The organism is Arthrobacter sp. JDC6 (assembly GCF_056484025.1).
The window spans coordinates 83,456-96,936 of record NZ_JBWHZN010000002.1 but is presented as its reverse complement, the minus strand read 5'-3'; the positions used below and the strand labels follow the sequence as shown (position 1 = coordinate 96,936).

At 63.8% G+C, this 13,481-nt stretch carries 9 protein-coding genes; all 9 read right to left on the bottom strand.

What is annotated here, in order from left to right; translation table 11 throughout:
• Positions 1-61: 61 nt before the first annotated feature.
• The 9 genes from ACV095_RS21455 to ACV095_RS21415 all read right to left on the bottom strand — a co-directional run bounded on the left by ACV095_RS21455 (position 62) and on the right by ACV095_RS21415 (position 13,479).
• Positions 62-959, bottom strand: a protein-coding gene (locus tag ACV095_RS21455) for an IS5 family transposase (protein WP_152683474.1) whose coding sequence is annotated in 2 segments (ribosomal slippage) — positions 62-607 and positions 609-959 — 897 coding nt in all. Because the reading frame shifts where the segments join, the coding sequence is not laid out codon by codon here.
• 670 nt (positions 960-1,629) lie between these two features.
• Positions 1,630-2,703 (bottom strand): patatin-like phospholipase family protein, encoded by a 1,074-nt coding sequence (locus ACV095_RS21450; RefSeq protein WP_286404973.1) that lies wholly within the window; start codon positions 2,701-2,703, stop codon positions 1,630-1,632.
• Positions 2,700-5,168 (bottom strand): ThiF family adenylyltransferase, encoded by a 2,469-nt coding sequence (locus tag ACV095_RS21445; RefSeq protein WP_264963368.1) that lies wholly within the window; start codon positions 5,166-5,168, stop codon positions 2,700-2,702. Before ACV095_RS21445 ends, ACV095_RS21450 begins: the two co-directional genes overlap by 4 nt.
• Positions 5,165-6,478, bottom strand: a complete 1,314-nt coding sequence (locus ACV095_RS21440; RefSeq protein ID WP_264963369.1) for a ComEC/Rec2 family competence protein — start codon at positions 6,476-6,478, stop codon at positions 5,165-5,167. Before ACV095_RS21440 ends, ACV095_RS21445 begins: the two co-directional genes overlap by 4 nt.
• Before the next feature lie 362 nt (positions 6,479-6,840).
• Positions 6,841-7,266, bottom strand: a complete 426-nt coding sequence (locus ACV095_RS21435) for a DUF4913 domain-containing protein (RefSeq protein WP_264963370.1) — start codon at positions 7,264-7,266, stop codon at positions 6,841-6,843.
• On the bottom strand, positions 7,259-9,028 hold the full coding sequence (locus ACV095_RS21430) for a type IV secretory system conjugative DNA transfer family protein (protein ID WP_478223499.1): 1,770 nt from the start codon (positions 9,026-9,028) through the stop codon (positions 7,259-7,261). The genes ACV095_RS21435 and ACV095_RS21430 overlap by 8 nt, the downstream gene beginning before the upstream one ends.
• Positions 9,028-10,647 carry an ATP/GTP-binding protein gene (locus ACV095_RS21425; RefSeq protein WP_478223498.1) on the bottom strand — a complete coding sequence of 540 codons (1,620 nt, stop codon included), beginning with the start codon at positions 10,645-10,647 and terminating at the stop codon, positions 9,028-9,030. Before ACV095_RS21425 ends, ACV095_RS21430 begins: the two co-directional genes overlap by 1 nt.
• Positions 10,647-12,158, bottom strand: coding sequence for an SCO6880 family protein (locus tag ACV095_RS21420; RefSeq protein WP_286404984.1), 1,512 nt, complete (start codon positions 12,156-12,158; stop codon positions 10,647-10,649). The genes ACV095_RS21425 and ACV095_RS21420 overlap by 1 nt, the downstream gene beginning before the upstream one ends.
• 1 nt (position 12,159) lies before the next feature.
• Positions 12,160-13,479 carry a TrbL/VirB6 family protein gene (locus ACV095_RS21415; protein ID WP_478223497.1) on the bottom strand — a complete coding sequence of 440 codons (1,320 nt, stop codon included), beginning with the start codon at positions 13,477-13,479 and terminating at the stop codon, positions 12,160-12,162.
• Positions 13,480-13,481 lie beyond the last annotated feature (2 nt).

Sequence of the window (13,481 nt, the reverse complement as noted above, 5' to 3'; positions counted from 1 at the left end):
ATCCTTACCCGGCCCCGTGATTCACACGATCGAACGCTGCGCAGGAATTCTTCCTCGTTCGCTAGGGCGTGTCTCCTAAAGCTGTCAGCCAGATGATGATTGCCCGGAGAACTGCTCCGCCGCGGTAAGTCAGGGCGAGCTTGTCATAGCGGGTCGCCAGGGCCCGCCATTGCTTGAAGATGTTGAAGTTTCGTTCGACGACATTTCGGCCCTTGTAGTCCTCTTTGTCGAAGGCAGGCGGCCTGCCACCGGTGGAACCTCGTCGCTTTCGGTGGCCAATCTGGTCGGACGGTTGCGGGATGACTGCGGTAATACCGCGGTCGCGGAGGTGGGTTCGGATCGCTCTCGAGGAGTAGGCCTTGTCACCGCGGACGCGGTCCGGGCGGGTTCTGGGTCTGCCCTGACCCGCCCGGTTGATCTTCAGCTGGTTCATGAGGTGGGCGAACATCGGCGCGTCCCCGCCCTGGCCCGGAGCGACTAGCAGAACCAAGGGCCTGCCTTTGCCATCAACCAAGGCGTGAATCTTGGTGCTCAATCCGCCCCGGGACCGTCCAACCGCATGATCGTCCGGCTCAGCAAACAGATTCATGTAATTCGAACCGGCCCCCTGTGGTGCGCGGCAGGTTGGTGCCGTGCTGGTGGGCACGGTTCACCGTCGAATCGACCGAGACCGACCAATCCACTTCACCCTGAGAGTCCGCGACCGTCAGCAATGCAGCCAGGATGCTGTCCCACGTTCCGTCACCGCTATAGCGACGGTGACGCTTCCAAATGGTCTGCCACGGACCGAACTCGGCAGGCACATCCCGCCACGCGATCCCGCACCGATACCGGTAAATGATGCCCTCGACCACGCGCCGGTCATCCCGGAAAGGACGACCCCGACGACCATCAGAGGACGGCAACAACGGCTGGATGCGGGCCCACTGCCCATCGGTCAAAACAGAAGTACGCGACACCCATCAAGCATCCCGGCTAAACCAACTTGAATTTAGGAGACACGCCCTAGTCGAGAACGGTGCGGATGTGGCTCCGACCGCAAATGTGCCACAAGCTGTGGCACTTGCTACGTTGTCGCAATGATTCCCAGGCGCGCACGATCGCCGTCATGTACTTCAGGTTGCGGGCAGAGATCCATTTCATGTGGCAAACCGGAAAACCGCATGTTTCAGATTGATTCATCTGGTGGTATTCGCAGAGTACTAGACGACATATGGTTCTTATCGGCCAGTTCCGACTCATCGGTTTAAACAGAGGGCCTATCCATTATGCCTGTTTTGGCCACGCTGTTGTCAACAACGGCTAGTTACATCTCCTACTGCAGTTCTTGCGCTACGCGGTCCTTCAGAACTCCGATCAGACTGAACTACACCCCAACCTGACGTCAGGCAGCAAGGACAAAAGCGTCAGAATAGGGCCCCGACCAGCCAATTGGCACACTTCGACGGAAGGGTCTAGATTCCAACCGGACGGTTACGCTGGCGAACCCTCCTGCCCAAGGGATGCCCGATCTCTCTGTTTTGTGCAGAAACTGTTGGCACAAACTCCGCTGGTCCGACACCCAGCAGCCCCGGGCAGGTCTACGGCCGCGGGAACAAGGAACGGGAACAAGCAGCTAGGGGTAGCAAACTATCCTCCAAGGTCGGGGGTGTAGTTGTTGAGCAGCGTCCGAGTGAGCTGTTCCCCGCGGATCGCAATGGCGTCCAAATCAACATCCCTCATTGGAGCGAAGTTCGTCGGATAATTTTGGACTCTTGCGCGTGGGACGAGGTCCGCCAAGGGCATTGGCAGCCGCTCATCTCGCATGCCGAGGTAGACGTGAACAATGCCCTTTACCTCCGCGTGCTCGCGGGCCAAGTGAATCCGGCTTCGGGCAGAGTCCTGAGATTTTGTGTGTGTGATGTCAAAACTTTGGGCGAGCCTGCCGGCCATGAATCGAGCCGCGGAACGCTCAGTACGTCCGCGTCCGGCGTCGACGGCGACAATGTAATCGAGATCGAATACGTGGGAACTGTACTTGGTTGAGCGGCCAGGGAGTAAGGGAGCAAGGCCAAGGTTGTCGTATACACCACCGTCGGTCAAAGACAATCGCTCGCTACGTCGATCACCGTCTCTACCAAGGAATTCGTAACTTCGGCACAAAGCGGGAAGTAAAACTGGGAACGCCGCTGAGGCTGCGACTGCTTCCGCAACAGTTACCTCATCGAGGATTGTCCCGAACGGCGAAGATGCGCTGAGAGCGCTGCCGAATCGCACTGCGTTACCGGTTCTCATGTCTGTGGACGAAATCACGGTCTCGATGCCTGCATGGGTCACATCAGTGATGAGCTTGGCTCCGAAATTACGCGACGACAGGGCATCGACGAGTGCATCAGTGCGGGAATAGGAGCGCCCCTCCTTCGAGGCAAGTGCCCGGACAGCGCTGGCGATTGCACGCCCCGCTGCCCGTGGCGTGAAGGCACGTCGAGCAAGCTCAGTTTGGAGTCCCCCACGCAGGAGCGTAGTGACGGAGTCGTCAAACTCATCGAATCGTTCCGGTCCGTAAGCCCACATCGCAGCGAGGAGGCTCCCCCCACTGATGCCCGAAACGACAGTCACCTGGGGAAGAAGATTGCGATCGTGAAGGGCTCGTAGGCTGCCGAGGCCGAACGCTGTTGCGCGAAAGCCGCCCCCAGACAACGCGAGTCCAATCCTCGGGCTCATTGGTCCCTGCCGATCCCTGCGCGTTCTCCGGCACCCGTAGGGAATTGCCCTGTTGGATAGGTATATCCCCCAGGGAACCAGGCACCCGAAGAGGTGAGGAACGGCGCGACCATTCCCTCCTGTCGGCTGGCGGGGTTCCGATTGATCACCCGGGCGTAAATGTTGGGCAGGGTCCCGCTATCGAGCCAACCCTCCCAAATAGGAGCATTACCCCCGAGGATGAGCATTAGCGCACGGCGGCTGCCACCGTCCATCGCGACGATGTCGGCCATGCCTTCCTCGTCCCTGTCGCTGGGGGAGGCGACTCCGTAAGGATGCGTGTGCCACATGCCCACAAACCCGACCCGATTCGCAGTGGCGGTGCTAAGGGAGGTAACGATTTCTTGTGTTCCTTCTGTACCGTGATCGAAGTATGCAGCCGAAAGGTGGCTGTCCGGTGAAGGACCTGCGACCGTGTCGATGAGGACCGTCTGCGTCGCTTCGTCAAAACTCCCCAGCAGCATCCCGCCAGTTTCGATCCGTCCGCCGCGGACTCTGCGCCCACGACGGGTTTCTGTGCGCAACTCCGCTAGGGCGCGAGCGTTAATGCGGACCTCATAATTTCCGGTCTTGTCTGGGAGGATCACGTCATTTCTCCACCCGAGGCGTACGGGTCGCGGGCCCCTCACTTCAGGGGAGAGGTCGCAGCCAATTGCGGTCATGGGTTCAGCGTCCGTGCTGGCAAGGACTGAGACCGCGGAGACGAGTAGCGCTGAGGCAAGTGCTGCTGTCTCTGCGGCGGAACCAGTGAACGTGGGGGCGGAGCAGCCCGGTTCGGGGAAGAACCGCTCGGTTCGTGGCGGATTTGGGAAGAGATCGTCGGCGAGGTCCTTCCATCCGGCAGGTGCCGTGATAGCGGTATCGATGGAAAGGCGGCGGAGGATGTCGTGGCCGCTTCCGGTCGCTCCCGGCAGGGAGATTGTGGCCACACCACGTTGTGCTGTGTGCCCGAACAGCGCACTGATGGTCGCCGGCCACTCGGCGCGGATGGCTCCACGGGCTCGTTCAATACCGACGCGAACACCGATGTCAGCTGTTGCGTCGACGATGAGATCGTACTGGAGCAGGTCTGCAGGGTCGGTAAGTGTCCCTGTCACGATGTTCGCGCTTGAGCTTGTCACTGTCAGGTCGTGCCGGATTCGAGACAACCGGGTCGCGAGGCGTTCGGCCTTGTTGTAGCCGATGTCCGCGTCTTCGTATGGCTGCCGGAGGAGGATTCCGGGTGTGACTGCTCCCTTGTCAATCACATGGAGCTGCGCGACTCCTGCCCGGATGCATTGTTCAGCGATCGGTGCTCCGAGGGCTCCGCAACCCAGCACCAGTACCCTTTTGCCGGCCAGCCACTGGAGAGGTGAGCCGGCATCTCGACGCCGCGTCACTTCTGGGCGGGCTTCGTGGATGACCATCCACTGCAGCCTGGCGAAGCCGAGCCAGTCATGGGCCAATTTTCGCACCCGTGCGGCGAGCTCAACGTGCTCTGGACTGACCTCTTGGAGTAGGTCGGTGATGTCCGCGCCGAGGTCATCAAGATGCCAGGCTGTGATATGCGCGAGGAGTACTCCCGGTTCGAGGCGGCGCGCGGGTGTCCCCAGCAGCATCATCGCCGGTACGGCGTCATCGCCCTCAAGTGTCACGCCGATGGCTTTGTTGATTATCCGGGCGTTGACGAGGACCCGTAGGAGTTCGTCGCGGTTGAGGCCGTAGGTGTCGAGGGCGCCTGCGAGGAGTGCAGCCGTGGTTGGGTACTCCATTTCGAGGGTGTCGCTGATCAGCACGAGCGGCGCAGCGAAGTACGCTACGCCGTTCTCGCCCTGCGCGCGCAGGTCGTCTGCAACGAGCCGGTCAATGATCTGTTGCCTGGTAAGCCATTCGAGGACGTCAATCCGCTTACCGCGTTTCGCGCACCATGCGTAGAGGAGTTTCACTCGTTCTGGTCCGGCGTTTGTCCAGGGCACAAGATCTCCCAAGTCCGGGCGGACAACGACCCAGCCGTGCTTGTATGAGTGGTATGCGACTGGTGGGTGCAGTGGCCGTCCAGCCGGGTCCAGCTCGCCGGCTGCAGCGCGTTGAAGCCACAGATTTAGTCTTGCGATCAACCCGCGCATTCCGTCGGCCGGGTTCCATTCCACGGAAGGTGCCGCGTACAGGCAGAGGTGGCGTCCCCATTGGACGTGGGGTGTTCCTGCCCACCGTCGATGCGCGACGTTGACGTCCGGGTGCAAGTCGGGGAAGGACGGGCCGACGATGATTTCGAACCGTTCCCGTGCGCGCAACCGGATTCCGCCATTGGCGGTCTCGATCCCTGACGTGTCGAGCGAGACCGTGAGAGTGGTCAGGCCGCTCTCGGTTACAGTTCCCAGCAGCTGGATAGCACCGTCGCTGATTTCCGCAAGTTCGGTAAGCTGCCGTTGCGCGAGTTCGCTCAACGACCGAACCCGACCGGCGTCTCCGGTGCATGCCGGCCGCCCCGGTCAGAGGTCACGGCCGCGTCTACCCGCTCGGGGCCAGCAACGACCGTGGTGGCCGCAGCCGACCGCGGAATCTTGTTCGCCACCGCTACGGCGGCCGCGGTGACGGCAGCGAACCGCCGGCCGACTGCCGATGCTGCGAGTTCTGCCGCGGCCTCGGATGCTGCCGACTTGACGAGGTCGCCGCGGATGATGCGGGCACCAGCCGCATCGACACCAAACACAACCGGGGAGGGCGCTCCCTCATCCACCCATGACATTGTGCAGATGACCTCATCGGAGATCTCCGCGTATCGGTCAGCCGCCATCTTGTGCGGAGGATTGTTCCCGTCGACGTCTACATCCGGGAACACCGCGCTGCTACACACAACGGTCCCGCCAGGACGTGCGTTGCGCTCGAATGCATTGAGCACATCCATCTGGAGCTGCTCCGTGCCCTCGGCATCCCTCTTGTACATCACCCGCTTGGAGCAATGATGCGGTGCCAGCAGCAAATCCCACGCGAGGTACTGCTCACGGTTGTAGTACTCGCTGTAATCGAAGACCTTCATGATCGTGTCATGGGCAAGGTCGCCGAACAGCAGCACTTTCCCATCAACACCCGTTTCGTCCGTCAACGTAACCTGCATCGACAGAGAGGTCTCGTTTCGAGCGGCGGCTGCGTCGTCCCTAAAGGGGGCGTGGATAAACGCCTCGAACACGCCGGCGCACTCGTTTCCATCAAGCATCGTCAGCGACTGGCCGGGCCAGGCCAGATATTCTTCGGGCAACTCGCTGTAGGCATGCGAGCTTTGCTCATCGTCATAGCCGACAACACGAATTCGATCGCCACTCGCCGGGACGCCACCAGCGCTCACGGCCTTCATCGTGGCCTCGATTCGCCGCTCCGACTCCTCACGGAACGCAACAGCGTCGCTGCACAGCTCCGGAGCGTCAGGGTCGTTGTACTCGCGCCAGAGGCGCGGTGTCGCCCACAACTCCCCAATCGTCACCTGCTGCAGGAGGTCAGCGAAACCCAGGCAGTGGTCCTTGTCGGCATGGGTTAGTACAAACGTCGCGAGATAAGGCTTGCCCCCGACCGCTGGGAGCGCCTCGACAAGACGGTCCACCACCGCAACCTCGGGTGTGTCATCATCGTCCGCCTTCGCCATATCGTGAATGTCAACCTGCATCACGACCAGATCGTCAACTACCACCGTGGTGCTGTCTCCGGTACCAACCGGCCAGAACACCACTCCGCGGGCAGGAAGCCCCTCGAACTCACTCATGCGGCGCCTTTCTTCTCCAGGTCATCGGACGTGACTCCGGGCGTAGCACCTACCGTACCGGCAGGCTCCGACAGTTAGACGAGGAAAGCCACGCCTGACGAAGCCTTTCGCTACCGGCGGACTTGGACCAGCGAATGGCCGGGGTAAGCATCCACGTCCGGTAAATCGGCGCTCCGGTTCAGAACCCGTCTGGACTGCTTTTCCGCTGCCCGCAGGCGGGGGACAATCCTGGTGGGTTATCCACCGCTACTTCTGCTGAGGGAGCTTTCCTGGTGGCTCCCGGTTTTCAGCCGTGGATAACCCGGATTGACCCCAACTGTGGACAGCTCGCGAGGTCACCTTGAGCGTTGGAAACAGCCGGTTTAGAACAGCCCTGCGGGTGGTTCCTCGCAGGGCAGCGGGGCGAGTTTGGAGCGGTGGCCTTCGTCCGGGGTGCAGCCTTTAAATGGGCCGTCTGTTGAGAGCAGGACGGACATGTGGTGGTCTGCGTGGTCGCGCCACCAGACGCTCATCCCCGTGGTGCCGTCCAGGCGCAGGAATTCCCAGGCGCGCCAGAGCGCTTCGAGGCGGCTAATGGCTTCGGCGTGCTTCCACCATTGCGGGCACCAGGTCACCCCGCCTTGGACGTTCAGTTGCCGGCGGTAGCTCGTGGCCAGCTTGTTGCTGACGAATTCGGCGACATTCGGGTAGAACAACTCAGGAGCTTGCGCGTCCTCCTCGGTCGACTCCGTCGCGCCGGCCGAATTGTCGTCCGGCTCTTCGTCCCACTCCCCCAGGCCCTCACTCATGTGAGGCGCCCGCGGCGATCCACCGGTTCCCGGCCGCGACCGCCGGCTTGTTCGCGGGGTCGTGTGCGGCGATGGAGGCCCGGACCGCGTCAGCTTGCGGTCCGCTCATCCAGGGCACCGTTTCCAGCAGCGCCGCGGGGGTGCCGGAGGCGAACATGATGGCCCGGCCGCGAGGAAAGGCGGCCAGGTCCGAGACGTCCAGGGTGCGTTCCTTGCGGTCGTCGTCGCGGCTGTAGGAGGTGCCTTGTTTGGAGCGGCTTCTGGTCATGTTGGAGTACCTGTACTCCCCCACGAGCTGGGCAAGCTCGTTGAGGAATTCGGCTTCGGCGACGCCGCCGCCGTAGACCTTGATGTTGGAGGCGCTCCAGAGTTTGCGCATCCCGTCGCGTCCCCAAACTTCAACGCCTTGGGACCAGGATTGGAGGATGGTCATCAGGACGATGCCGCGGGATCCGTAGTGGCTGTAAAGGTTCGGGAGCTCCCGCCAGCGGCAGACGTTGGCTGCTTCGTCCAGGACACCGACCATGGGTGTGGCGAGCCGGCCGCCGGGCGAGTGGACGGCGAGTTCTTCGGCGGCCTCGACAGTGGCCACGGTCAGCGCGGTCACGAGCGGGCCGGCGGTGCCTTTGCCTTCCTTGGACAGGCTGTACAGGGTGCCTTTGGAGCGGACGAATGCTGCAGGGTCGAACTGCGGCCGGGTGTCGTTGTCGCCCTGCGGGGTGACCCAGCGGGCGACTTGGCGGTTGGTGAGGCAGGAGGCCATCTGCAGTGCCGTGCCGTACACGCCGCCGCGCTGTTTTTCGGGGGCGTTGATGACGCCGCCGACGGCGTTGGCGGTCTGGGTGAAGCCGTGGGATTTGAGGATGTCCACCGCTTCATCGTCAGCCGGTCGGGTCAGCCAGGTGTGGACCTGCGTGATCGGCCGGCTGTCGAGGGCGGCGGCGAGGAGGAGCCCGGCGAGGAGGTCCTGGCCGGCGGGGTCGAAGTAGGCGTCGGTTTTGGCGTCGGGGCCACGGGAACCGGCGGCGAAGTGGTCGGCCAGGCGTGCTGCTTTCACCTCGTCGGTGACGTAGGACAGGGGGTTCCACCACCACGTGGGTTCCTCGAGGGCGACGGACTGCGGGTCGAACACCCATACGGGGCCGTCGGCGGCGCGGACGTCGCGGGTTCCGTCGACGATGTCCCGCTTGTTCGAGGTCACCAGCGCCGCTCCCGGGGCGGCGAGGATCGCCGGGATCGCCCGGGATGTCGTCTTGCCTGTGCGGGGTCCCCAGATGTCGATGTGCATGTCTTCCCAGGACCCGTAGACCATCTGTCCGCCGAGGACGGTCTTACCGACCGGGACGCCGGGTGATCCTGTCACGCCGAGGCGTTCGGCGGTGGCGGTGGCACCGCGCAGGCTGAGGGCGCGCAGGTCGCGGCCTTTGGCCATGTGCTGCGCGGCGGCGTCCACCCGGGAACGTTTGGACCGTTTGCGCAGCACCGACCGGACCACCAGGACGGAGACGACGATGATGATGACAGCGAAGCCGATCAGGACCCAGGTTGCGGCCGGGGGCCAGGTGACCTTCTGGGAGATCAGGCCGAAGACCAGTTCAAACGGGTTCGCCGGCAGCTTCTGGCCATCACGGGAGAGCATCGATCCCAGGTGTACGGCGCCGGTCACCGAGCCAACACCAAGCACCACGGCCGTGATTAACACCCACAGCAGGACCGTTTCGGTGTCGAGCCGGGAGCGTTTGCCGCTGCTTGGTGCGCCCATCAGTTCGCCCCCTCGCCGGTGTTGTTGATCGTCCAGCGTTTGTTGGTGTCGTGCAGCCGTTCTTCGACGCTGGTGAGTTTGAGTGCGACCGGGATTCCGGGGCGGCCGCCGACTTTGAAGAGGAATTTGCCCAGGCCCGGGCGGACGCGTTTGCGGGAGCCGCCGACGTCGGTCCATGATCCCGGGTCGGCCCAGGAGATGAGGCGGGCCTGTTCGGCCCTGGAGAGGGTGACGGCTTTGTTGAGTTTTTCCATTTCGGCCCCGGGCAGGGCGCCGCAGACGACCATGCCGGAGCGTTCGACGAAACCGCGCGCTTTCATCCGTTCGGATTCGGTGGGCAGGGCTTCGAGGTCGCTCATGGTGTGGGTGATCATGGCCTGCCCGACGCCCTCGGTGCGGTTGAGACGGGTGAGGGAGTCGACCCGGTCGACCATGCCTTCACCGGAGCGCAGGGCCCTCCAGAGTTCGTCCATGACGACGAAGTAGTTCCGGCGTGGTTCCAGGCCGGCGTCGGCCAGGGTGTGGGCGACTTGGACGGTGGCGAACCCGGTTGACCAGCAGGCCAGCAGGCAGGCGGCCTGGATGTCGCGCTGGGTGTCGGAGATCCCTGAGAGGTCGAAGACCACGGGTTTGGTCAGGTCCATCGGCTGGTCGGTGGGCTTGGAGAACATGTCCGAGAACCGGCCCGAGCCGTCGAGGGAGTACAGGGACTGGCGCAGCTGGTCGGTCGCGTCGAGGTAGCGGCTCATGTCGCCACGGTCCAGGGCGATCGCCCGCAGCTCGTCGGGCGCGTCTTTGATGACCTCGATCAGGTCCCCGATCAGGGGAACCCGGTCCAGGCGCTCGTCCAGGATGTGCAGCGCCCGGTCAATCAGGGATTCCTCGTGGGCGCTGGGCTTGGCGTTCCGCACGATGGTGATCAGTGCCGTGATCATGTTCAGGCGCCGGTTGTGCGAGTCGGCCATCAGCTGTTCAGCGAGCTTCTCCGCCTTCACCGCCGCAGCAAGCAACTCCCCGGCCGCGGCCTGGTCCCCATCTGGATCGTTGAGGGCCCGGTTGGCGGTGGCGCGGTGTTCCTCGGCTGCGGCGAGCAGCCTGACGCCGGCTCCTGTGGCTTCGCCGGGGTCCAGGACGTTCAAGTGCCCGCGTCCGGGACCGAGGCTGATGACCTGGCCGCCGAGGGCTTCGATCAGATCGACGTAGTCCGGTTTCAGGTCACCGAGGATCAATGGGTTGATGCCCCGGCCTGCCAGGCCGAGGACGATGTGCCGGACCAGGGTGGACTTGCCGTAGTGCGGCAGGCCGAGGACGAACATGGAGGGGTTGTTGATCATGCCGTGCATGAACCAGCTGATCGGATCTGCCCCGAACGGCGCCCCGGTGTCGGTGTGCACGCCGATCGGCACACCCAGGATCGGTGTCCCGGACCCGCCCACGAACGGCCAGAGACCGCAGACCTGAACCGAGGTACCGCGCCACTCGTCAGCCGCGGTGACGTACACGGCTTCGCCCTGCCCGCGGCCGCGCCAGCCCCGAAGGCCCGGGCGGCGGGCGACAGCGGCCGCGAGCTTCGTGGCCGGGGCCTGTGTGCGCTGGTACTTGGTCTTGCTGCCGAACATCACATGGCCTCGCGGATCTCTTCGGGAACCTTCAAGTGCTTGGGCAGGACCAGACCCAGTGGCAGGGACGCGGCAAAGGCAGAATCCTGTGAGCCGTAAGCGCGCCGCAACAGCAGACGTGCCGACGGACCGAGATTGCCTTCCACGACGGCCACAGTGTCCTCAAGGTCACGGGAGGACAGCACCGTAGCCGTGACCACCATGCCGAAGTTGACCAGCCCGGCACCCTTGGCTTCCTCCGCTGCGGTGGCCTGCGCCGCGCGGGCGTCGACCAGGGCGCGGGCGGTGGGCCGGTTAGTCGAGGAGGCCCGGGTCAGGGCGCTGGTCTGGTCAGATTCCACGATGGCGGCCGCGCGGCCTGCTTCGATCGGCCGGTACAGCAAGGTGACCCGCTTGCGGGCAATCTCCCCGTGCGGTGCGACCAAGCGGGCCAGAGCCGAGGCCAGGATGTGTCCGCGGGGTGCGCCCGTCATGGTCCAGGACACCGAGTGCCCGGAATCGTGGCGGTAGCCGTCCCAGCCCGCTTGGTGGGCGGACGGTCCAACGTCGCCCCAGTCCAGGTCCACAGGTGTGCCCTGGTAGTGGGCTTCGTCAATGAGCCGTGCCGCTGCAGGGTCGTACGCGACCCGCACGACCTCACACAGTTCCTGGGCATTCAACGGTGCGCAGGCTCCGGCGCCGGTGGATTCCAGCCGCTCGGTCAGGCTGGGAAGCCGCGAAGCGAGATCCCGAGCGATCTCTTCTGCCGTGCGCCGCTTGCCGCCGGCCCGGGCAGCGGCACTGAACGTCAGCGCGACCCAAGCACGGATCGTGGCCGAACCCTGCGGGTAAGTCGCCAGGGCCTCCCGGAGCATGGCCTTGGCAATGTCAGGGGCATCGTCATGGATGTTCGATTCAACTTCCCGGCGCAGCCGCGCCCCGGAATCGGGTGCGGTTTCGACCGTGACGGATGCAGCCACGACGGCAGGTTCATTCGACAACGAAGCCAGCCAGCCGCCCCAGTTAGCCACCCAGGCATCAATCTGCTCGGGATCAACCAAGGATGCCCCGTCGGGCTGGGTGCCGAAGACAACGGTGTAGTGCGCAGTTGAGGGAAGGTGGATCAGCGCGAAGGGGCGGCCATAGGAGTCGGTGAACTCATACAGCTTGGAACCGGCAGAGATCCCAGGCAGCTGGAACTCGCCCCAAGGCGTCAGTCCCAGCGGACCGGAGCGGTAGATGTTGGCCTTCTTGCGCCGCGCGGAGCGGAACGCCAGCCGGGCGAAGACCCGCTCCCCCACGGACTTGTTGTGCTTGTCGGTCACCGAGACGACCGCCAGCGCCACCCCAAGAATGAACAGAGCAACGAGCCCGGCGAACCAGCCGCCCACAAAGAGACAGATCACCGTGATAATGAGGCCAACAAACAAACCGGCTGTTGCCAGCCCGCCAAGGGTGCCGATGCCCGCTTTGCGCGGACGCCGCCAGTTGCCGTAGGTCGGTTCCCTGTATGTGTTCTCGATAGCTGCCATCTCAGGCACCCCCCGTGGATTCTTCGCTCATGTCTTTGATGGCCCCGGAAGCGGCCTGGCCTGCTTCAACGCCCTTCTGTGCGGCCAGTACGGCGACACCGCCCGCGCCCGCGGCCACAGCGCCACCGCTGACGGCCGCTCCGCCGCCTGCAGCAGCACTACCGGCACCGGTAGATGCTGCCGCGCCAGTGACTCCGGCGCTCCGGGTACCCGTCTTCCCTGCTGTGCCGGACGTTCCTGCCGTTCCTTGGCTGCCAGTGCCTGAGGGGCCCTGTGATCCGGGGCTTTGACTCGAGGTGCTGCTGGTTGTCGTCGAGCTGGTGGATGACCCTCCGCCGCGTCCGGCGCTGCCCATGCTGATGGCGCCGGAAGCCAGTGCGCCGACCGTCCCTGCTGCCAGAGCGCCATTGCCGCCAGCGACAGCGCCAACCATGGGGGTGACGAACCGCATGAGGGCTGGCATGGCGAACAAGGCAATGATCATCAGAGCAAGTCCGGTGACTGTGGTCAGGAGCGCGGAGCCGAAGTCCTTGCCGTCACCAACGTTTCCGAAGATCTTGCTGCCGCTGAGCTGGAAGGCCGTCGCGTAGATAATGGCGGCCGCGGGTTTGTAGAGAATGAAGGCGATCAGCCATGCCGTGCACTTCTGGAACCACCCCTTGCCAGCTTCGGTGTTGGTGAAAGCTGCAGCCGTAGGGAAGATCCCCGTCAGGATGACGAGCAGGCCACCGCGGATGATCATGAGCACGATCTGCATGACGGAGGCCAGAATCGCGACCAGCCCTAGGAGAATGATCATGATCGACCCGAGCGGGCTGGTGGCCGAAAGCGCCAACAAGGCTGTGATGTTCTCGTTGAACGAGGTGCCGTTCGTGGAGTTAGTGATGATCCAAGCCGAGAACTGATCAGCGGCAACCGTCAGCAGTCCCACTGCTGCGACACCAGCGCCGGAGACGACGATCAGGGTCGCCAGCGAACGCACCAGATCCCGCAACGGTGCACCCCTGCGCTCAATCGTCATCTTGGCGGCACCCACGAGGACGGACAGCACAGCCAAGGAAGCCGTCCAGAAATAGAGACTGTTCTGCAGAAACAACACCGGATCACTCGCAGTCGACCCACCCGGGGCTGCGGTTAGAGCGGGAGTTCCCACATTCACCCAAAACGTCCCAAGCGTCTTGACGACGTTTCCCACAGCGTCTGCGACTGCCTGAGCCATGTTCTTGACCGCGTCATTGGCACGATCATTCGCCCAGTCTGAAACGACGCATCCAACTTCCCACGGTTTGCAGGGCTGCCCGTTCTCGTTGGCCGGAAACAAAG